Consider the following 22,978-nt stretch of genomic DNA (forward strand, 5'->3'; position numbering starts at 1 on the left):
AGATACAGCGAATAGCCCGGCCCGAAGGGGATGCCATAATTGATTTATTAAGGCAAAGTTGTTAACTGGCAAACAATACAGGTAATCCGTATATTTATGATTAAGAAGATTGTACTACTGCAAATAAAAAGGAGATGGGGTTATTTTCATTCTTTCTGAAACTATTAAAATTTAAGCCTGGCTGGAATGGTACGCCGGAAATGTTCCTGGCAATGGTTATGGAAATGCAGTCGAGAAACAATAAAGAATTTTCAGTGCGGGAAGTGCTTCATTGGGGAGAAGTGATGCAAAAAGTAATTAAAGTTAATCTTGCGCCCTATAAAGATTTTGCTGATCTTTTAAAAAATGGCAAGCCGGATTTTTCGATGGTGGAAAAACTAAGGGGAAAGATGGACGAATTGAACCACAGAAGAGATTTAAAGAAAGCGATTTACGGAGAGAACGCTGACTTAGGTGATGACGACGTAATGAAAAGCAATGCCGAAGGTGCCGTTTTTGCCAGGAACATGGTCAAAGACCTGTCCAAGTATGTGGAGTTTCCTGATGATGATCAAAAAACAATTGACGAATTTTAAATCGAAATTCGTGGTGCCTGGCCTAGTCGCAGCACCGTTAGTGTACAGTGCAGTACAGAACACGATCAATCGGTCGTTTCTCGGGCAAGTCGAAATATTTTTGAAAGAATCGACCCTGTAATTTCCCCTGATACTAAGCAAGGGGCCAAATCTGCAAGTAGACAAGAGCAAAAAAGGAGCCTGTTTGGATTCCTTTTTTATTACTCACTTGCTAATATTAAATTGCTTTTAATATTTATAATGACATCGACGGACAAACGAATTTAAATAAGGTTCAAAATATCATCTTTAAGTTTATTTACGCCAACGCTGCTGTATTCATAATTTGATTCGCCGTTTTCATTTAAAAGTTTAATGCCAGCAGCGTTTGACAGGTATTGTCGAAAAAATTCTCTGGATAAATCTTTCCTTTTCATTCCTTCTTTATAAATCGGTACCAAGGTCTTTATCAACGCAAGAAAGCCTATTGTGCGATGAAAAGCATTGTCCGGAGTGGTATCTAAATCCCAATAGCTATTTCCATTAACATCGACGAATACATCTCTCACTGCATTGAAAAAGTTCTCTATTGTTTTATAAATAATATAATCCTTTCCGTTTGCATAAGCTGATCTAAAAATGGTCGCATCATAATCCCTTTCTTTAAATTTATCTCTCGACTTAAATCGCTCCACTTCGGCATCATTTATTGTTGGCGATATCAATGTAGTAATTGTTTTGACAAACATGCCTTGGGAAAGTGGGCTTTTTATACCTTTTTCCCGTTTGGCTATTAACCGAATTCTTTTGTAAAACGGGCTGTTATTGCTTCCATTTAATTCTAGTGAAATTGCCAGTGCCGTTTTCTGTGGTGAGTCAGAATCGCTTAAGCCAAATAGATCGAACACCAAATCCTGGGTAACTTTTACCGGGGTTCTGTTAATAATGGAAAATAACATGGCTTGCAGGTCGATTTCCGCATCAATAAAAAACGACACGATAAATTCAAAATTCTCTAATTGTTCCAGCTTATCCAAATCTCCGGTCGCCTTGCATTCGCTGATAGCTTCCATAATGCCTGCAAATCTGTGCTGTCCATCAAAAATCTGTAGATAAAGCGGTTTATCTTTATCGGAAATATCAATTTTTGACTCATCAATTACCAGGTCATAATTCCCGCAGTTACCATTTTCTGTGATTTCGTTCCCTAACAAAATAGATGGTACCGAGATCAGTATATTATTCGGGAAAGTCGCAAATTTATCGTTGATCAAATAGTCCCTGATACTTTTGACTCTGGCCGAAGATGGTTTCCGCTGAATTTGTTTGTTGTACAATGGCATTCCCTCTTCATCAAAACCAATGATGGCGCGATGAGTCACAGTCGATAAGGGTATAAGATGTTGAGCTTTAATAGTACCAACCAGAAATTCAAATCCTGTTTGACTAACTTTTTGACATTTAATTGTTATCATCTTAGAATTTTATATCTGAATTGTTTGGAACTACTTGTAATTTATCCATTTGATCTTTGAATCTTTCCTCAAAAAGTGAAACCAGTTTATTCTGTAACAAGAACATTTTTTTTCCCATTACCACCGACATGATGAAAATGAAAATGCTAACCCAAAGTGATATTTTTAAATGCACCGGCGTAAAGTGTTCGAGCAGATTCGACTGAAACACATATAAAATTGCAGCTGGAAAGATCAATATAACCGAAAAGATCAAAGTGGAGTTTTTTAAATTGGAATACGTTTCCCGTTCAGTTGAAATATTTTCAATTAAATAAACCAAATTTGTTGCTACGATCCCGAAAGCTATAATAGGAAGCGAACCATTGTTAATGAAACAAAGTAAGTTATCAGGATCAGTTAAATAGGCAATCAAAATGGACACCAGGAATGGCACAAGATTTAGCAAAACGGAGATTAAAAACCATTGTACCGTCTTTTTCCTATGATGGCTGGAAAGCCAAAACAACACATTAAATTCGGATATGGAATATAGAAAAGGAAAATTGAACAGGCCAAACCAAATCTTCCTTATAAAAAGCATAGTCTTGTTCATGAAATCATTGATAAAGGTTCATTGTAAATATACTTGTATTTGATATTAAGTCTTATGATCTTAATGTTATTAACGCTATTAATTGATTAGCTTCCAAAAAGGATAATCTTCAATAAAGATAGGTTTTGATCCGGCCAAATTAACAGCACTATGGTGTTTTTCCAATTTCTTGATCATCTGGAGCAGCTGATCCTTTTGATCCTTGTCAAAGACAGGGAACAATGCCTCAACGTCTTTTATTTTAATGTCATTCACCCGGTGCACAATCCAGGTTAGAATGTATTGGGCGTACTCGTTGTCTCCGGTCGAAAAATGGTTCAGGAACTGGGTGGACAATAAAGTGCCTACGCCGAACTCCCTGCCTTCCTTCAAAATTTTCCGGATGGACATAAAATTTTTGCTCAGGAAATTATCCGCTTCATCCACCAGGATCATTTTCGTTAGCTGGCGGAAATTTTGATCGATCTGGCTATGGCCATTTTTCTGCATCTGGGAATAAAATGCGTCGAGTGTGATCGCCACGACCAAATTTTGAATATCACCGCTATAACCGGATAAATTGATTACAGTTACACCATCAATCAGTTCATATAAGGATTTTGTTTTCGAGCCTTCCGGTTGAAATATCTGGTATTCGTAAAGCTGGTTGAGCGCAGCGTGCAGGCTGTCCGTGGTCATCCTCTCATCTTCCAGGTACTTTTCATAAACATCCGCTATCGTAGGTGCAGGCCTCGACCAGGTTTCCTTTTGATTCTTGATGATGCCTTTGTCTTCGTAAGCCAACATAATCATCTCTTTCAAAAGGGCCTTTTGCTTGTTGCCCAGGTTGAAAGCCAGCGATATCGTCTCCTGTAAGGTCGATGCGATATGCAAGGGCAGCAAAGGAACAGAGCGTGGCGTTACATCTACAGACAAGGGATTATAAGGCAGGTCGTAAAGTGTATAAACTTTCGCACCTGTTGCATTGACAAATGCGTCGTTTATATAATCCCCTTTGTAATCAAATATCAGGATACCAATTGGCTTACCACCGACATTATTCTTACTTTCCCTATGCAGTTGAGTGACCAAAGATTTGGTGAACTGTGTCTTACCTGTACCCATTGTTCCAATGATCCCGGTATTGCTGTGCATGACCTGGGTGGTATCTGTAGGGAACCAGTATATCGGTTGTCCGTTATTGATATCGTTGCCGAAATAGATCCGAATGGGAACCTTTTCAGATGTTTCAGCCTCCTCTTCAGCTATCGGTTCTGCCACTAATATTTCAGGAATAGACAGCACTTCCAGCAAGGGAACGTCTGTAAGCGGAACGACGTTTTCTATTTCAACCGGCAGGTCACTTAGCGCGGGTGTTTTTTTGATGAATAATTCTTCCTTTTTTATCGAATTAGGCATATCGAACAGCCAGCTATTAAGCTGCGGGATACTCTGAACGAGATATTGATAGGCATCCTCTTCAAAATGGGTCACCAGGATACCTTCGTCTTCCGGCTGGTAAGAACGGATCAGGGCCGATTGTGTAAAGGCGATCACCGCATATTTGTTAATGACGCTGGAAAGTTCAGTCGTGATGATGAAATCATCGTTCAATAACCTGCTGCGGTAATCCCCGGTTACCTTGGCCCAGTTTTTTTCCGGCCAGACTTCGTAGAGTTCCATTTTGCTTGCGTTCATGATAGCGAGTTTGGCGAAGAAACTGCGGTAAAATGCCGCTTCAAAAGACCTAACATCTGAAGTTAGATGCTCGTAGATCAGATTATATGTTTTTAATGCCTGGTTGCGGGCCTTGTCAAGTACAGTCGAATTATTAATGCCGATCTTCACTTCGACCGGGTAGAACTGAATATGCAGGCGGCCGTCTTTTTCGTACAGGCCGATCATCAAGAGGTCGTCGGAATGCTCATTTTTCGCGCCTAAGTTGGCCGTTGAGAAAAGTCCTTCCGATTTGCTCAGACCAGCACCGCCGGATATCCGCAGGATCTCTTCGAGAGATACGGGCACCCAGGTTACTTCCGGATGGTCGTAATAAGCCAGGAACAGCTTCATGGCAGCCGGAATGCTTATTTTTTCCTTGCGGGTCTTTTCATCCTTTTTGCCGATCATTTTGATCAGCCACTGGCCGTTGATCGCATTGTATAAATTGATCAGTTGAAAAATATCAATATTGCTGTAGTTTACACCCTGCGCAGTCAGGATAGTTTCCAGCAAATGCCGGTATTGTGTTGATTTTCTGCTGACCGTAATCGCGTCAAATCCGCTTGCGTTGCTGTATTGGTCACTGTAATGGATAATGATCAGGTCCGTTTCATCTTTAAAAAAGCTCAGGTCAAAATGTGGGTCTACAAATACAACCCATTGGGAATGGTCGTAAAGCTGGTTTAAATTCGCTTTAATGCCATTGTTGATCGTTGTACAAATGACCTTTTCTTCTTCAAAGGGGTCCTTTGAAAACGACACTTTAGCCAGGCTGTTGTAAGCCTTGGCTGTTTGGATCAGTTCGTTATCCCCCAGGATATAATTCGTCCCGAAGCCGGTAACATAAGTAAGATCATGATAGTAGGAAGGGAGGTCTGATAAAAGGCCGTTCATCGACAAGCCAGACGGAATCTGGGCGTGATCCCGGTAAGTGATACTGGTATGCTGGTTATCGAACTGGTAAAAAGTCAAATGGGCATATTGGTTACTTAAATTAGGCTCGATGGCGTAATAATGCACCTTACTGCGGAACGCGTTAATTAAGTCCTCAAAATCGATCCGTTTGGTATTGGTCATCAGGTCGAATGAGCGCTCGATATCCTCCTGCTCAATCAGGTGCGACATCCGTTCGAATGTGGTCACATAATGATCCGACCCATGCAGGAATAACTCGATTGGCCGAAGGTCGTGCATCGCGACACCCCCAAGTACCCTTTCCTTGTAATAATCAAATATTCCCTGTAGCACCTGTAGACAATCGCCCATATTGAAAACATTTATTTTGATTGGCGCGCGCAGGTCGTAGGCAAACAGGAATGAAAAGTTGGTGACGAATTCGTGTATTTTTTCACTCACAAGGCCACGTATAAAGTCCCGTCCGGCAAATCGTTTAAAATGCAGATCATTGCTATAATAGAGCCATTCCGGGGAGTGGCTGTTCTCTTTACTAGCATAAAGCTGCCGATTTTGACTGCCGTGACCATTGTTCCAAAAAATATATGGAAGGAGATTAAGGGGCGTCAGTTTCCGTAGCATCGCCTCATATAGCTTGTTGTCCTTTACCTGGCTATAGATCTCCAGCTGGTAGGCCACCATCAACGGATGAAGCGGGCTAACCTTCACTATCTGATCCTTATCGGTTTCGGTGACCGTTCCTATCATTAGCAGATCAGCTTTGGCTTCTTCACTGAGGATCTGGTTATCGCCTATTTCACCAACCTCTACTAAAAATGCCTGAATGTAGTCACGAGCGATTTGGCAAGCCTCTTCAGTATGGTAAAACAGGCTTGGCAGGTAACCCCCGGAATTAATATGGTCCACATATTTTTGATAGGCATCGGTCAATCGTTTGGAAAGCCGGAGCGTTCGGCCAGTCAACAGCCCCGTTTCTGATTGAAACCAGGCCGGAGAGGGATCAGCCATCATTTGAATTTCCAGCAGGATATTTTGCCGGAATTCATCCCTTGCACCAAATTCTTCATTGCCGAATACCAGCTTCAGCGTATCGGTTTCCGGTATGTAAACGTGTTGATAGCTTTTACGCCCTATCCGTTTGTTTTGCCAGATGTCCCAGCCTTTAGCAGGCTTGGAAGCGCCAATCTGTTGCTTGACCAATACGTCCAGGTCCTGGCTATCTTTGATCAATCGGAATGGAAAAACCTCCTCATCATCATTCCTTATCTGAAGGATAAGGGCTCTTTCTTCGTTGATCGTATAGGGGGATTCGGGAACCAGTTCGAATTCATCCTTTTCCTGAAAGGCGGTATTCAAACGAACAGTGTTTTCCGTGTCCAGTACAAGTTGGCCTTCCAGACTGACACTGTAATTTGCCTTGAACTCCTCCAGGAAATCGGCTGTGCCGTCGATCACCCAAACCCGGAATCTGAATTTCGCGCTGGGAACCTTTTGGTCGGCGTATTCAAAAAATAAAGTGTCGCTATTATATGCCGGGCTATTTACGGTGAGTTGCAGTTGTTTGCCGATCCTTTCCACGTTTGCTAATGACCTGTTGACCTTTGTCGGGTTCAGCGTACCCCTTAAGGTAGCGCTGAACTCAAAATTTTGGGTAAAGGGATAAGTACGGGCGGAATTAAAGATGATGACGTGAAACAGGCGCCTGTTGTTGCTGTCCTTTCGTTCCCATACGGCTAGGTTGGCGCTCAGAAGATTCTGTTCAGCGCCTTTGTAATCGACCGGTTTTTCTTTATCCGGCTTAATGATCATCCGTACGAGATCGGCATAGTCGATCAGTTTCCAGGATTCGTCGGCAAGGCCGCGCTCAATTTCCGTGATGCCCGTGGTAGTTAGCAACCTGTCCAGGTCACTTTGGACGTTCCCATAATTAACGGCATACTCGATCGTTTCAAAAACCCCGTGGTTTTGGTCCAGCTTTTCCCGGATGCGGTTAACATCCATAATTGTTTCCAGTTCCTGGTGCGGGAATAAGCCCAGCAACTGAAAATCTTCTTTTTCAAAGCGCTGGTTTTGGACAATGGCTATGATATGATTAAAATCAAAGATGCTCAGTTCGCCTAAAGGGAACTCGTTGATCTTGTTTTTAAGCGCCAGTTCTAAAATGGTACGTTTATCGGTTTTCGTAGCAAAGTTATGGCTGATCTTTTCCTGGATATCGGCATTAAAGCTGTCAAAACTGAGCGGCATACCGGATTTGGTAAGATCGCCGCTACCGCCGATCAGGCTGTCCAACTGCCCGCTGAACAGAATAAGGATCGCCGTATTTTCGAAAGGTCCCTCTTGCAGGGCCACCTGGTTGCGGAGCATCGTCAGGAAATTCTCGGTGGCATCCTTATGGGAAGCCAGGATCAGTTTGATGTGGCCAAACTGGATAGTTTTGGTTTGGTATAACTGCGTGTCCTCATCATAGCGGTAACTGAAATCCTCTGCCAGTGCCGACTGATAATCTACGAGCTGACGGAAACAAAGGGTTACATCATCTTCGTTTTCAAAATGCACAAAGTAGCGGTCCCCTGGTTGAAGCGGATTGGTCGTAATAAAATAACGGAACAAAATTTCCGCCAGGTAATTATAGAACTTGTCTAATGTATTGTGCATCTCCGCTATCGCTTTTTTTCTCTATCAGGTTAATTTTTTCATAGATCTCCAAAATGGCCCGTTTGCTGGCTTCGTCAAAATGAATTCCCCGGTCCTTAAATGCCCGCATCAGGTCGTTCAGCCGTATTTTGGGTTGTTCGCCAATACAGAGCTTGGTCAGGAAGATCAGCATTTCATGGGAAAGGGTCAGGGAATAGCCGTTACGCCCCCGGTTCTTCAGGAAGTTCTCCTTACAAAAGAACAGGAACCAGTTGGCGAATGACTGCCGCTTAGATTTCCGGCTGGAATAATCGAACTGGAACTCGATCCGGTGGAACAATTCTACTACTTTCCTTTCCGGTTCGTTGGCAAACTGTCGATATTTGGTTTTACGTTCGAAATCTGCCTGGAACTCATCCCAGGTAGATTTCTCGACCGGTACCACGCTGGTGTAAAAGGCGTTCAATTCCTCGATATAGCCTGCCAGCTCCGCTGCCGCCTCTTCATCACAGCCGCTGAATAGGTCCTTTAACTGGGCATAGTCATACCCGCCCGTCAGTTCGGGCAAAGGCAGGCGATTGAGCATATCCAGGTTAACCGAATGCGACATCAGGTTAATGAGCCTAGGCTCCAGCATTTTCCAGCCCTTTTTGATCGTCTGGCGGTTTTCAGAGACAGTCTCACTTTCAATAGTGAAGTACAAAGGGGTAAAACCTGTACCAACGTCAAAAAAAGTATTCAGCGTAAAGGCTAGCTGGCTGATATAAAAAAAGTAATAAAATTTAAAGAGCAGGTCGCTTTCTCCCAGAAAGCTTTGTTTGTCCTTACTTAAAAATTCAAAGTCACGCTGAAACAGCGCAGTGACCTGCGGGTTGATCACATGGTATTCCGGGTCTTTGGGATCATCCGATCTACGTTGTTTGACCACTTTTTCTTTGAGCCTGGGCAAGGCCTGGTTGAGCAATTGCTGGAAAATATTTTCCGGGAAACCCTTTTTGTCCTGCCAGAGTTCAGCCACCCGTTCGTTAATGAAGATCTTGCAGAGAAAATCCGCAATGTTCTCAAGCCCCGAATCTTTTCGTTTCCAGTATAGGTAAGCCTGGGCATCCACGCTGAACTTGATGAGCTCGGGCCCATTAAAAAATAATGTTTCGGCGATATGCAGGAATTTTTGGCGGAGGTCGTCACTTGTATTGACCTCGTTCCTTATAAATTTCAGGATTGCGGCTTTTAACCCGGGCTTGAAATTGGTGTCTTCCAGGTCTGGGGGCAACTCCTTTTGGATCATCTGGCGGTAGCAATGGCCGATGTAGCCGTCAAAGGACCGAAAATCGAGTTTTTCGATGTCCTTCGCCTCTAGTTTGGTAATAAAGGGCACGATGGGGAGCCGGGTCGCCTTGTTATGCTTAAACTCATAGCCCTTGTTGGACTTGGTCACATAGTATTTTAAAGCCGTTTCTACGTCGAAGCTCATGCCCTGTGTAATTTGGAAAAGGTAAATTCCTGGTATTCGTCATTGAACTCAAATTTGTAATCCAGCGGAAAACCAAAATTGATCTCATCGATATAGAGCGTTTGCCCCTGGATGTCTGCGAAGGTAACCTGTTCGACAAACCTCGCAAAATTGATATAGGTATGGCGGTCCAGCTTATTGGGCCGGTAGCCTGCATTGACGTTTTGAAGCAGTACGTATAAGGCATAATCGACCGTGATAGGAAATTCCTGGTTACCGGGCAGCGAGAATTTAAGGGTAACTTCCTGGTTGAACTCGTTGACTACCGCCAAGTCCCTTTTATCCTCTCGTTTTGGCAGGATGGCTTTTAGGTTAAGTTGTTTAAATACCCGGTAGGACGTGTTTTTTACGGTACCGGGTACAATCGCCTTGTTTTTTTCCGAGGTGCCGCCGTTCCAGCTATAGGCGGCTTTTTTGACCAGGTCTATGATATTACGCAACCCGAGTGCGTCGTTATTGTTGAACGCAAACAGGGCTTTGGTATATTCCAGGAAATGATCGTCCTGGTAAATTTCCGCAGCGGGATTTTTGAAATAATTAAAACGCAGGTAAGCTTTGATCAGCAGCTCATGACGGATCCGTTCATTGGGCTTAAGGTCAAGCGGCCTCGTCAATATCTGGCGGAATTCCTGATTGAGCCAGCTTAAGGGTTCGGCATCCGTGAATAATAATATCGAGCGCTCATCCAGCGCTTCATAACGCCTGATCGCCGGGTCCAACTGGTAAAGATTGAAGAATATCTTGGAAAGCTTAGGGTTCTCAAAAAGGTAAAAAGGCGTGAGGAACTGAACCCTTTCTTCAGTGCTTAACGCTTGCGTTAGGTTCAGGTATTTCTTTAGATCTGTCTGTGCCAGCTGAAAAGGCACCAACAAATCGTAGATAAAATTCAAAACCTGCCGGAATGAGATGATCTGTTTTTCCTTCACCAGACAGGACACCAAGAGCGATGCGATCACTTTTCGGAACGGGGCATGCATTAAAAATTCATAGTTCGCCTTTACCGGGCATTGGCCGGCCCAGGGTTGTGTGTTAACCCATTGATAGGCCTGGAATATAGGGTTATGGCGAGACTCATGAACGATTCGTCCCAGCAATTCCTCGATAAGGTCCACTTGGGGGCCAACAGGGCTCAAACTATAAAAATGATAGTTGGTAAAATTGACAAAATTAAATACGGGATCCTTCCCGGAGTCGTCGCCTGGCTCGAAACCATCTGCCTCAATGATGCGGTTGCGTTCTACAAATGCTTTCAGCTTGCTGAAGCTGTCTTTTTTTTCCTCCAGGAAATTACTCAGTGTTCCGAGGTTGATCGCCAGGATCACTTTTTTCATTTCCGATCCCAGCAATTCGTCACTGAATGGCTGCAATACCCTTGTCAATGTATCATTACAGGTTTCATCCGGGCTGTAGCTCTCAGTCGCATCGTTATGGATTTGGAATTTGGAGAAGTAAAGCTGAAGCGATTCTGTTCCCTTGAGCCTGGCAAGCAAGTGGGATTTACCATCACCCACATTGCCGCAAACCAGCAGCAGAGATGGTTGCGGGGACTCGCTTGCGCGGGTCACCAGTTCCGTGAGCACCCGTTCGACCGGACGGCTGATATGCAGGTAATTTTTTAATTCGTCGTCAATGGGCGTATTCGCGTTGGCAATCGCCTCCTTGGCAGATTCCTTAAGCTTACCCAATTGAGCGATCAGTTGATGTGTCTGCATATCGGTTAATTATAGCACCGGTGTGATACTGTTCTTTTTATTAGGTTACAATTTTTTCAGGCGAAAAATTAGCGTTAATTTTTCAGACTAAAGAATTGCAGCAACATATCTTTTGAACAACGGCTTAGCTTTGCGCCATCAAAGCGCAAACTGGAGCCCCTGGTCGATCTTGGTAGCGATAAAATCAAAACCGGTCGTGCTTACATTTCCCGAAAACTCCGCATTAAGGAGTTCCAAGCCGTCGTCAATATGCATTTTTATATAGCGGATAATATCTTTATCGCTTTTATACACATTGTAATGGATACAGATCAGGGCAATATAATAATCCGTATAGTCACCAAATAATACCTTGGCACTATATTCCTTGCCGCCGGAATCCTGGATTTTAGCCAATTCCATTTTGCGTTCCAGGTTGATAGAATAAGCCAGGGCCAGTCGTGCAATGATGTTCTCTGCCCCCAGGTTCAACTTGTTAGTCAGGCTACTAACGATCTCTTTATTTGCTTTGGAAGTTTTGATATTACTGAACATGTTCCTGGCGTTGGTTATAATTAACAAATAACTGGTCAGCCTGAACCGGCTCAAATACAGAATGGTATTTCCCATTCTGGTTAATTAAATAAGCTTTCCCTACACGCGGTAACATCCAGTTATATTCCTGTTCGTTCAATTCTTTCTGCAATAAAGGGAACAATACCACCTGGCCCGACAAGAAAGGATAAAACTCCTGTATGATATTTCGTGAATGCTGCTTGTCGAATTTTTGTAACGGGCTGTCGATAAATACCGGGAAGCGGATATTGGATTCATCTACAAGTGCTTTTAACAGAGCCGTAGCGTATAGTTGTTGCTCGCCTTTGGAAAGCAGTTCCTTATCGATAAATTGCCTTTGATGGTCATATAGCTCGATATCGATCAGGTCGCCGGAAATCACAACATTGACCCTGCTTACAAAGTCATCCTTATGCATCAGGCGGTTAAGCTCCCTCAAGATGCTCTTTTCCAAGTTGATCTTCTTTTTAAGCTTTAGTTGGTTGATAAATTTATCCAGTTTTTCAATGAGCCTTTCCGCCATCGCGTCCTTTTCCTTGTCGGTATCTTCGAGGTCAACTTTTTTACTTAACTCGGAGATTTTACGCGACAGGATCTGAATTTCAGTTTCTGCGTTTTGTTTCTTGGCGTTGATGCCGGCGATCTCATTTTCCAGCGATTTGATCTCCTCATCGATGCGGTCTTTTGACTGGCGGATCTCCATGATTACGGGGTCCCGCTCTTTTGATTCAGCATTTTGAAGCTTGCGCTGCACATTGCCGTACATCGTTTGCAAACGCTTTTGTTCCATTACCAGTTGTCGGAAGGTTTTACTGTAAGCGTTTTTCAGGTTATCGTAAATGGCGAAAAAACGGTTCTGTTGGTCGAGCGTAAAATCGAGCAGCGTCTTTACGTCCTGCTTGCGTTCAGGCAACAGTTCTGATTTGATCAGGTCCAGCAGGGAACTTTCCATTTCCGGGCTGACCTTAAATCTGGATTTGTAGCTCTCCATCGCGGAACTAATAGCGGAAAATTTATCCTGCAATAAGGTACGGGAAGCGGTGCTGTTATTCATTTCCGCCTCCAGCTGCTGTTTGACTTGCGCTACTTTACCGGCAAGCATAGCAAATGGTGCGAGTTCGAGCAACTCATTAAACCGGCTTTTTGTTTTCAGCAACTCGTTGGTGTATTGTACCTGTTGCTCCTTCAGCCTTTTCAATTCCTCCAGCGTAATGGAACTCCCTTCCCGGATGAGTTGCTCCTGGTATTTATCCGAAGCGATCTTTTTGGAATGGATGATATCCGCCCGTTCTTCCAGTTGCTGCAAATAATGCTGAGCCAGTTTTTTATTTTGGGTAAGCTGCTTGGACAACTTTTCCAACACATCGCGGTCGCTTTTCACCGCTGATTTCTGCCTGAGCCTCAGTCTTAGATTTTGCAGGTTGCCTTTAAGGTCGGTGTATTTTTTGATTCCCAACACTTCGGCATAGGCCTGGCTCAGATACCTTTTTTCTTCAGCGGTATTAATATCGGCTAATGCCACGATCTTTTCCGCATCGAAAAAGAAGAATTTAGCGATCTCCTTTGGCAGGATGAAGTCGTTTATAAAAATCTCAGGGCCGACGCCTTTGGTCAACTCGTTGATCTTGCCATCAATTAGTATTTCAATGCTTTCCTGGTGTGTATTGATGTCATAGGTTCTTTTGATCTCTACAAATTCACAGGGTACAGAGGGGATCATCAGCCCGGATAATTGCAGGCCCACACTAAATGATGAATAAGTTGTCAGCTTTTTTTTCAGGGCCAATTTGGCGGCGGAGTTAGCCGTTTGTGTGATCTCCTCCTGCAATAAAGCGATCTTTTCGTCAGCTTCGCTGATTGCCAGGCGGTTCATCAATTTCTCACAATAACGCTTATAACCGCCCGATTCCATGATATCCTGCCTGTACCGCTCATCCACATCGGACATCAGTTTGCCGTATAAACCCCATACCAGGGCGGTCAGAAAAGAAGTCTTGCCAAAGCCGTTGTTTCCGGCGATCACTGAAATATTATTATTAATATCAGTAGAGAGGTCAAGCGCGTTATTTCCGTAATAAACCCTGAAATTATAAAGTGATATTTTATTGATGAACATTCTATTTCTTATGTTTGATATGGTATTCCAGATGGTTTTCGATATCGCTCTGTAATCCATAATTATTTACCATGATGTACCTTGATTTCTGAATTTCCAATAGTTCATTGATCAATTCAAATTCAGTATTATCATGGCATGCTTCCTGGAGTATTTCTTTTTCAAAAATGGTATTATCGCTAAAATCTGTTTTGCTCAGGTCGGTGCCGTAAACCTCGTTATAAATTTCGGCTACGCTGTGATTAAATATTGAATCCCGGTGCCAGGTTACCTGGATCGCTACCAGTTCCTGGTAGTTAATGAGTATGAGATCAGGTTCAGATTTTTGGACCTCCTTTTGTGCTTCCAGTAATGTTTTGAGCATTAATGCGCGTTTTTCAGGATAATAAGGGCCCCAAACATCCTCGCCGGTAATGTCACTGTTGCGGCGTCTTTTTTCCCGCCATTCCCTGTTGTTGCGCTCTTCCTGTAACATATCGCGAAAATCAGAAAGCGGGATCATCCATTCTTCACCGTTGTCAATGAGCGCCTCCATGGATTTATCCTTATTAACCACCGTGCACACCCAGCATCCGAAGCGACTGTTACCGCAGGATGGCGTCGTATCATCAATCACAAGCGGGCAATCGCCGCCATTTGCATTCCGGTAGAGCGTTACCAGATCTCGGTTAGTGCCTCCCCACGGCGGATCTACCTGCAATAAATAGGTCCATACTTCATCGGTCAACACGTCTTTTATGAGGGCAAATACATAAGCATTTGGCAAAATATGTTTTCTGAGCCGTTCCCCTTTAACTTCATATTTTTTGATACTTCTCGCCCTGTTGGAGCTTTCGGCGCTGCGTGTACCCAATAAAATGATCACCTCACCCGTTTCGCTGATCTTGGTTTTAATAAAGTCAGTAGTCGGATTTATCTTCAGGCGTTCGGTACACCACCTGAACATGTTGTTCGGTGCCGGGTATCCCTTTCCTAATAAATTGACCCAAAATGTTTCTTCCAGTATCGGTGTGGTTTCATGAACCGTAAGCGGCATACCCTGGCTGGCGGCCGCGATTTGGAGGCTTTTTAACGTTTGATGAACGAACTGTGCGATTTTCGGGTTCTCTACCAGCGTATCATTACAGACCACGTAAATATGCCTAGTTCTTAATTCCTGCGGCAGCCTTCTGATCGCCAGCCAAACCAATTGCAGGAGCATGGTGGAATCCTTGCCGCCGCTAAAACCAATTATCCAGGGCCTCGGGCTGTCATCGTTCAGGTATTGATCCTGTATTTCTGCTTCTAAAAACTTAATATCTAACGACATAATGATTGGTCAAAAAATGGATATGATAACTAATATATACCTTGAAAACGACATATTGGCAAAAGGTGTAAAAGTACGCAGATGTTGAAAAATACCCGCATGATTTTCAAGATAACTGACATTAAAATTAAATTGTTTAAATAAACCATTAGTATCTTATATTATTAGTTACTGAGGTTATGCAGATCAATATATTTTAATGGCATCTGTCACGATTCCCATTGCTCCCTGGCTTCGAAAGAATATAGGACCAACTTGAAAGGTATCTATTTCGTGTAGAGGAATTACAGCAGCAAAAAATGAATGTGCCAACTAGGCCGTATGACAACTGGCAAGTTAAAGAACAATATGGTAGACAAGAAAGATAGATAAATAACTATCAGCAAAATATTAAATACCGCATTACGCACATACGGGTCCCTATAATTATTCTTACTAACGCTTACTAACTACCCAGCCGGCTGATAGTAAAAGATTAATCCAATGAAAAAGATCCATTTATTTGTTGTCACCCTATTGCTGACCACAGGTCTGTTATCGTGCCAATCCAATCAAACCAAGTCCGGCTCCGCAAAAGTTACCATCGGTATGGTCACATTTCCCGGATATGCACCTTTATACCTGGCTAAGGAAAAAGGTTTTTTCGGAGACATGCAGGTCAACCTCGTTCGGATCGAGGCTGTAGGCGACCTAAGGGCAGCACTTAGTTCGGGGAAGATCGATATGTATGCATCAACCTACGATATTTTTCAGGCCTCACAGGGTGCCGATGTGCCGGGTACCGGGTTTATGCTGATTGACGAATCGCATGGTGCAGATGGCATTGTCGGCGCACCCGGCTTCAACTCGATTGCTGACCTGAAGGGCAAAAAGCTTGCGGGTGAACCGGGCCTGCCTCCTTATTTCCTATTGCAATACCTTTTAAACAAAGAACATTTGGCTTTGGGCGATATTAATTTTAAGAATATTGCGACCCAGGATGCCGGCGCTGCATTTACCTCGGGCAATGTCGACGCGGCGGCCATTTACGAGCCGTTTTTAAGCAATGCCGTTAAAGCGCGAAAAGGAAGCAAGATCATCGCTTCCAGTGCGATGGCACCCAACATCCTGGCCGACTTGCTTTTTGCGTCGGATAACCTTTCCAAAAATCATCCTGAAGAACTAAAAGGAATCGCGGAAGGCTGGTTCAAAGCTTTGGATTATATCAAAGCCAACCCGGATGATGCATATGCAATCATGTCGAAATCCTTTAATGTGAGTAAAAAAGATATGATTGACTTTAAATCAGTAATGACCTGGTAATGTTCTCATTTAGTAAAGTATCTCTTGTCCCTTAACGAATCTTAACTTAAAACTAAGAAGCGCGCTTGATTAATGTAACTATATTTTCCGGCTATATAATTGGAAAGCTTATCTATTTGCAGTAGGCTATCTCTAGTTCCCATTTATTTCTTTCAAGCAGAATTTATCCTTTTTTACCACCATTAAAAACGGACACACTTAATGGAAAAGCATATCGTCAAACTTATACTTAAAAAACTGATAAATATCACTTTCTAAACTGATTTCTTTTGGTGATCTGCTCCAGTCTATCAGTTAGATTTGTATGAAATGAAATTCGATCCGTTATCCTTTTTTTCATTTATACAGAGATATTTCCATAAGAAGTCAGTCCCATCATTTGAAAAAAATGATTTAAACGTTTCCTTATTTCGCAATGACGCAGAATTTGACTGGCTGTATCCGGAACATATTGAACTGATGTCCCATGAACATTGGACGCCTTTGGCTATAGCCTGTAAAGCCGCTGAATTTTTGGCTGTCCCTGATGCAAAAGTGCTTGATATCGGCAGCGGAATCGGTAAATTTTGTCTCGCTGCAGCTTATCATTTTCCAAAAACATTTTTTTACGGCGTAGAGCAAAGGCTGGAATTACATAATTATGCTGAAGATGCAAAGGAATTTACGCAATTGGCCAATGTAAATTTTATTCATGCCAATGTCACCCAGATAAATTTTAAAGAGTTTGATCATTTCTATTTTTATAATTCGTTTTATGAGAACGTTGATCAGGAAAACCGGATAGATGATACTATCGAAACCTCTTTTAGTCTCTATACTTATTATACCCGGTATTTACTTCATGCCTTAACGGAGAAACCGCCGGGGACTCGGTTAGTCACCTACCAGAGTTTGGAAGAAGAAGTCCCGATAGGTTATAAATTGGCGGATTCCTATAATGTCTTTTTAAAGATGTGGATAAAAGAATGATAAACGGAGCATTGCGTTTCGATGTTCATCCTCTCTTGCAAACCTGTAAAAAACATGCTTGACGAAGCCGTAAATTCTGTTCACTTCCACAAGGATGCTGCGTTCGATGGTTTATATCCGGAACATATTCAGGGGCTTTCACAAAGGCACTGGACCCCTTTGGAGGTTGCAAAAAAAGCGAGTGCCTTCCTGGCCCTTCCGAACGCAAAAATTTTAGATATCGGCAGCGGCGTAGGAAAATTCTGTATTATAGCTGGTTTTTACCATCCCCAGACTTTCTTTTACGGAGTAGAACAGCGAAAAGAATTAGTACGGTTTTCACAAATGGTTAACGAGGAAGTAAATTTAGCTAATGTGGGTTTTATTCATGGAAACTTAACAGCAATTGATTTCAAGGCATATGACCATTTTTATTTTTTTAATTCGTTTCATGAAAACATTGAGCCCAGCGGCCGTATAGACAACACGGTAAACACGTCCTCTGAATTATATGTTTATTATAGCAGATTTTTGATTGAAATGATGGACGAAAAGCCGGCAGGAACGAGACTGGTGACTTTTCATGGCCGTGAAAAGCAAATTCCTGCCAGTTTCCATTTAGTTGATCATGCCTTTAGCGGCCGGCTAAAAATGTGGATTAAGAAATAGGCAACGGGATATTTTTGTACGCTCCATAAAATGGATACTGAGCTACGCTATGGTTATTTTTACCCGGATTAAAGCCTTCCTGGCCTGCCTGAGCGCATCACTGATGTTGAAGAAAATATTGCCTACCCCAACTTCCTTTTCGATTAAATACCACTCAACCTGATCCATGACATTTTCTTCTATGTCGGATAAAATAACGATGATCTTTCTGCTTTGCAGCCGGTGTAAAACTCCTTTGAGGATATCGAACTCCCATTCCTTTAACGAAAGTATCCCGCAGAACCGGATTATAAATATTCGGGGAGGTATCAAAATGCCCGCTATCACTTCTGAATAATTGTATAAATATTGAAATGACGAAACTTTGCCGAGGTCAAAAATATCTACTTCCTTGCTAACAGTAAGCTCCCTCTCCTGATAATAAATATGATGACCGTTAATAAAGCCCGGATTATAATAAAGAATAACGCGACGGATCAGCAGCATGGAAAAGGAAATGGCGCCTACAAAAGCCGCCAACTGGCTATCAATAAGACATAGAAATGCAACAACCACAACAACAATAATGAAATCTCTTATTATTCCCGTAATTGGTTTACCATGGCTATGTTCTTCTTTCATTTTCTAATCCTGATCAGATCAAGTACCCCATTAATAAATGTTAATGGATGAATTGGATTACCGGGTATATACAGGTCAATTTTATATTTGGATAAAAAACCCCTGTCCAGGGCAGGGCTTCCCTCAAATATGCCACCGCTAATGGCGTCTGTTCCTACCAGGATAATAATTTTGGGCTCCGGTATTGCCTCATAACATGTTTGCAGCGGCTGCGCCATATTTGCTGTGATGGGGCCTGTTATCACGATGCCGTCCGCGTGGCGCGGCGATGCGACAAATTCAATTCCAAAACGGCCCATGTCAAAGTTTACATTACTACAGGCATTTAATTCCAGCTCGCAGCTATTGTCCCCGCCTGCGGAAACCTGGCGTAATTTCAGCGAACCGCTAAAGCATTCATAAATCTCTTTTCTTACCAGCTCCGGGCTCAGTTCAATAGGTTTATCTTCTCCTTCCCTGATAATAAGTTTATCGGGGTCGTTGGCCGCTATTTTATAGTCGGTCGTGAATTTGATTTTGTTGGGAAAAGCAATGGCACATTCCCCGCAAAAGGTGCATTTCCCCAGGTCAATACAAACCGGGTTTACTGAAATGGCGTTTGTAGGGCAAAGTTCCTGTAATTCGGTTTCATTAATCTTTTCAGTACTGATAACCGGCCGGCCCCTGAATATGCCCGGCACTTTTGCAGTGCTAATGTCGGGAATATATTGCTTGCCTTGATGAAACAGTATTTTTAGGTTGTCTAACATTTTTAATTAGTTTACTTTTTTACAAATCATGACCGCAATAAGAAAGGTTAAAGCTTTTATTACAAATCGGGAAATCTGAAATTTCATTGTTCCTTACGGCAAGGCCCATTGCCAGCCAGTTGTGAAAAGAAGGATCTTTTATTTTATAATGGGCTAATTCTCCGTTAGCATTTGTAATAGCGCAATGGCAAGTTTCCCCTCTCCAGCCTTCGACCAAAGAAATGGCGAATGAGTTTGGTTGCGGGGAAGTTAATGGCTCCGGGCGATCATTTTCAGGAGGGATATTTTGTAATAATGCCCTGATATAGCTGATGGACTGCAGGATTTCTTCTTTTCTGATCTGCGCTCTCGAATAGACATCACCATGATGTTTAATAACTGGCTGGTGATCTATTTCTGCGTACCAATCATGTGCGTGAGAAGCCCGGATATCCCTGTTAATGCCGCTCATTCTTGCCGCCATCCCTACGGTTCCGATGGTTGTTGCTTGTTCGGTGGTTACGACCCCTGTTTTTTCAAACCTGGCCAGTGCGCTGGGTAAACTGAATAATTCATCTGATATTTCTTCAAAATCTTTTTCATATTCCACCAACATTTTCGATAATTCGGCACCTAACTCATTCGTAAAGGGAAAATTAGTTTTCCCGGCGCGTATCAGGCCTTTGGCCAGCCGGTTACCGCACCATTTTTGAAAGTAATTAATAATTGGTGTTCTTAATCTTCCGAAAACAGCACTGCCCAGTTGATAAGCTACATCAGTACACATTCCACTTAAATCGCCGGTGTGAACGGCTACCCGTTCCAATTCTAAAGCAAGGGTACGGGAATACTGTAAATCTTTTCCGGGGTGGTAGTTGCATAGGCTTTCCCAAAGGTTTACAAAAGCTACCGTATGCCCGGCCACTGAATCGCCTGAAATATTTTCTGCCAGTGTAATCCGCTGCAATAATTTTTTCTTTTCAAGGAATAGCTGTTCTATGCCCCTGTGCTGGTAACCCAATTGTACTTCAAGGTGAAGGATCTGTTCCCCATTACATATAAAACGAAAGTGACCGGGTTCAATGATCCCGGCATGTATGGGGCCTACGCCCACCTCATGCAGCTCCTCGCTTTCTATATTAAAAAAAGGATAGTTGGCAATCGTCGTATTTTTATTGAACCGGTTAAACGGGAAGCGAACCGGTTTAAGCCAGGGATGGTCCGTATAAGCTATTCCAAAATTTTCGTGGATTTCCCGCTCGAATTTTTCAAATACCAAATTGTGTTGGGTGAAAGAGGATAAGGGTTGTTTGGCATCCGCGACGGCTGATGAAATATGAATAATATGTGAGTCATCATTGGCAATACAACAAATCAATTTAATGCCATCGTTATAGCGAAATGCAAAATAGTTTACACAATGACACGCTGGAGTTTTTAGCAGTAAAAAAACATTTAGCTCTAAAAATGCCGGGTAATCCAACTCCGGAATGGCGGAGAGGGGTGTGGATTCATTATTTTTAAGATTTATATACTTCATATCACTTGGGTAAATTTTTAATTGCCTCATGGATGAGTGTTACAAATTCCTGCGGTGGGTTCAGCCCGAGGTAAACCACCAAACCAAACAGGATAAATTGCGATATGGATTCCACCGGCTTTATTTTTTCAAGATCATCTTCTTTGAAATCGATGGGAGGGGAAAATAATAACTTGAAAATATTTTTGCCAAATGCCCAGATGATGATCGTTAACAGCATCATCACAACGATCAATACCGCCAAATAATTAGCTTCAAACAAAGCGCGAAAAATTAAGAATTCGCTAATAAACAAACCGGATGGGGGCATTGCCGTTGCGCAAAAGAAACCAAGCAGAACCACGATAGCACCTGTTAAATTGTATTTAAAATAATTACCTACATAATAAATGCTTTTGGTTTTATAAATGCGGTATATCTGCCCCATCTGAAAAAACAAGCTGGATTTAACAAAGGCATGGAAAATAATATGCAAAATAGCGGCATAATAGCCGACTCCGCCTGCAACTACACCCAACATGACAATACCCATATGTTCAATGCTGGAGTAGGCAAACATTCGCTTTATATTTTTAACCTTGGTCATATAAACGGTCGCCACAAAAATGGAAAGGATGGCGGCAATCATAATCACATGATTGGCCCAGGCGTGTAGCGGTGAATTCGCAATAATTACGTAAAAACGGAAGATCCCCACGAAACCCATATTCATCAAAACACTGGAGAGTATTGCGCCTGCAGGAGAGGGGGCTTTATCTTTCGCGTCTATCCCGGCGGTGTACATAGGAACCAATCCTAACTTAGCCGTAAACCCGGTGAATATAAAAATGAAAGCAAGGCGCAACCAAAATAAATTCAGTTCGGGCGCCTTTTTCAAGAGTACAGCAAATGAAAGATCATCAGTACCTGCCTTTTTTAAAGTAAAACTTAAAAAAAGTATGCCGATAAATACCAGCGTGATGCTGATTGCGCAAACAAAAACATATTTCCAGGTGCCTTCCAGGGTGCGGTTATTCCTGCGATGATAAATAAGCGCGGAAGCGCTGAGGGTAGTGAGCTCAACGAAAATCCAGGTAACCGCAATATGGTTAGCAAGATAAGCAGCGCTGATAGCGGTGAGCAGTACTACCATTGCGGCAAAATATATAGCCCTATGCGCCGGGTTCTCTTTTTCTTTCGTTAAGAAAACATAGCTGTGATACATGGCAGGAATGCTGATGATGCTTAAGGTCGCCAGCATTAAAATGCTTAACGCATCTGCCGTAAAATATCCCAATTCAGTCGTGTTTGGATGGAGATATTCATAAAATGTAAAACCGGTTTGTAATACCAGGAAAGCGATAACAAGCAGGTAATTGATTAACCGGCTCCTGTTAAAAAATAGTAATCCGCCTATACTGAACGCTGCTGCTAAATAAATTCCTGTCATTCTCTGTTGTTATTAATTTTTAATCCTTTAAATTTTTTAACTGATCCACATCCGTATCCTTTAGCACATCTCCAATCCTGTTGACGAATATTCCCAATATGAAAACACTGACAAAGACATCCAGCAATATACCCAGGTTTACCAGCATAGGCATTTCATTGCCTACGGCTAACGATAAAATGAAAACGCCGTTTTCAATGACCAGGTAGCCCATCACATGCGTGATAATTTTATGCCTGGTTAAGATAATGTACAACCCGGTAAACAAGGTAGAGAGGGCTATAACAAAATAAATCTTACTTATCCTTGAATCAGCAATTGCATTGGATAAAATAAAGGTGGCAAGGATGATGAGCGTAATGATGATCAGCGAAATGAAATTTGGCAGAAAAGGTTCCGCATCCCGGTTGATCTTGTTTCTTTTAATAATGTAATTTAAAAAAAAGGGTATAGCAATCGCCTTGAAAACAATAGTTTCTAACAAAACAAAAGCAAGGTTGACCGCATTGATTTGTATCAGATCGATAAAGGCGATCCCAAATAGTAACAGGCCCTGGAATGCGAGAATTTTAATGTAGGTGAGCAGCCTGTTGGCAATTCCCAGATAAAGGAGCGACATGGTAAATATTATCAGTAAAACGTTGGTCATGATAGTTTTGCTT

At 42.5% G+C, this 22,978-nt stretch carries 16 protein-coding genes; 4 read left to right on the top strand and 12 right to left on the bottom strand.

What is annotated here, in order from left to right; all coding sequences use genetic code 11:
- Nucleotides 1-134 precede the first annotated feature (134 nt).
- Nucleotides 135-575: a hypothetical protein gene (locus GWR56_RS10455; RefSeq protein WP_162431190.1), complete on the top strand. Its 441-nt coding sequence runs from the start codon at nt 135-137 to the stop codon at nt 573-575.
- A gap of 263 nt (nt 576-838) precedes the next feature.
- On the opposite strand, the gene GWR56_RS10460 is transcribed toward GWR56_RS10455, so the two are convergent.
- The 7 genes from GWR56_RS10460 to dndC form a co-directional block, all read right to left on the bottom strand.
- Entirely contained in the window at nt 839-2,029 is a 1,191-nt protein-coding gene (locus GWR56_RS10460) for a DGQHR domain-containing protein (RefSeq protein WP_162431191.1), read from the bottom strand.
- 673 nt (nt 2,030-2,702) lie between these two features.
- A complete protein-coding gene (locus GWR56_RS10465) occupies nt 2,703-7,895 on the bottom strand; it encodes a helicase HerA domain-containing protein (protein WP_162431192.1) in 5,193 nt (1,730 codons plus the stop codon).
- On the bottom strand, nt 7,867-9,348 hold the full coding sequence (gene dptG, locus GWR56_RS10470) for a DNA phosphorothioation-dependent restriction protein DptG (RefSeq protein WP_162431193.1): 1,482 nt from the start codon (nt 9,346-9,348) through the stop codon (nt 7,867-7,869). Before dptG ends, GWR56_RS10465 begins: the two co-directional genes overlap by 29 nt.
- The gene (dptF, locus tag GWR56_RS10475; RefSeq protein WP_162431194.1) at nt 9,345-11,099 is read right to left on the bottom strand and encodes a DNA phosphorothioation-dependent restriction protein DptF; all 1,755 of its coding nucleotides are present in this window, start codon (nt 11,097-11,099) and stop codon (nt 9,345-9,347) included. The genes dptG and dptF overlap by 4 nt, the downstream gene beginning before the upstream one ends.
- A gap of 138 nt (nt 11,100-11,237) precedes the next feature.
- Nucleotides 11,238-11,633, bottom strand: coding sequence for a DndE family protein (locus GWR56_RS10480; protein ID WP_162431195.1), 396 nt, complete (start codon nt 11,631-11,633; stop codon nt 11,238-11,240).
- Entirely contained in the window at nt 11,623-13,770 is a 2,148-nt protein-coding gene (locus GWR56_RS10485; RefSeq protein ID WP_162431196.1) for a DNA sulfur modification protein DndD, read from the bottom strand. The genes GWR56_RS10480 and GWR56_RS10485 overlap by 11 nt, the downstream gene beginning before the upstream one ends.
- Before the next feature lies 1 nt (nt 13,771).
- Nucleotides 13,772-15,079: a DNA phosphorothioation system sulfurtransferase DndC gene (gene dndC, locus GWR56_RS10490; protein ID WP_162431197.1), complete on the bottom strand. Its 1,308-nt coding sequence runs from the start codon at nt 15,077-15,079 to the stop codon at nt 13,772-13,774.
- 483 nt (nt 15,080-15,562) lie between these two features.
- On the opposite strand from dndC, the gene GWR56_RS10495 reads away from it, so the two are divergent.
- The 3 genes from GWR56_RS10495 (at nt 15,563) to GWR56_RS10505 (ending at nt 17,998) form a co-directional block, all read left to right on the top strand.
- Entirely contained in the window at nt 15,563-16,381 is an 819-nt protein-coding gene (locus GWR56_RS10495) for an ABC transporter substrate-binding protein (RefSeq protein WP_162431198.1), read from the top strand.
- 309 nt (nt 16,382-16,690) lie between these two features.
- A complete protein-coding gene (locus GWR56_RS10500) occupies nt 16,691-17,350 on the top strand; it encodes a class I SAM-dependent methyltransferase (RefSeq protein WP_162431199.1) in 660 nt (219 codons plus the stop codon).
- Between the two features lie 54 nt (nt 17,351-17,404).
- Nucleotides 17,405-17,998, top strand: coding sequence for a class I SAM-dependent methyltransferase (locus GWR56_RS10505; protein ID WP_162431200.1), 594 nt, complete (start codon nt 17,405-17,407; stop codon nt 17,996-17,998).
- A 42-nt stretch (nt 17,999-18,040) separates the two neighbouring features.
- Here GWR56_RS10505 and GWR56_RS10510 read toward each other — a convergent pair whose 3' ends face one another.
- The 5 genes from GWR56_RS10510 to GWR56_RS10530 are packed head-to-tail and all read right to left on the bottom strand — an operon-like array spanning nt 18,041 to nt 22,965.
- Complete coding sequence (locus GWR56_RS10510) at nt 18,041-18,619, bottom strand: hypothetical protein (protein ID WP_162431201.1); 579 nt, start codon at nt 18,617-18,619, stop codon at nt 18,041-18,043.
- Entirely contained in the window at nt 18,616-19,368 is a 753-nt protein-coding gene (locus tag GWR56_RS10515; RefSeq protein WP_162431202.1) for an NADH:ubiquinone oxidoreductase, read from the bottom strand. The genes GWR56_RS10510 and GWR56_RS10515 overlap by 4 nt, the downstream gene beginning before the upstream one ends.
- A gap of 19 nt (nt 19,369-19,387) precedes the next feature.
- Nucleotides 19,388-20,917, bottom strand: a complete 1,530-nt coding sequence (locus tag GWR56_RS10520) for an NADH-quinone oxidoreductase subunit C (RefSeq protein ID WP_162431203.1) — start codon at nt 20,915-20,917, stop codon at nt 19,388-19,390.
- A complete protein-coding gene (locus GWR56_RS10525) occupies nt 20,889-22,316 on the bottom strand; it encodes a complex I subunit 5 family protein (protein ID WP_162431204.1) in 1,428 nt (475 codons plus the stop codon). Before GWR56_RS10525 ends, GWR56_RS10520 begins: the two co-directional genes overlap by 29 nt.
- Before the next feature lie 19 nt (nt 22,317-22,335).
- Complete coding sequence (locus tag GWR56_RS10530; protein ID WP_162431205.1) at nt 22,336-22,965, bottom strand: NADH-quinone oxidoreductase subunit K; 630 nt, start codon at nt 22,963-22,965, stop codon at nt 22,336-22,338.
- Nucleotides 22,966-22,978: the final 13 nt, after the last annotated feature.

Origin of the sequence: Mucilaginibacter sp. 14171R-50, from assembly GCF_010093045.1 — a bacterium.
Lineage (GTDB): Bacteria > Bacteroidota > Bacteroidia > Sphingobacteriales > Sphingobacteriaceae > Mucilaginibacter.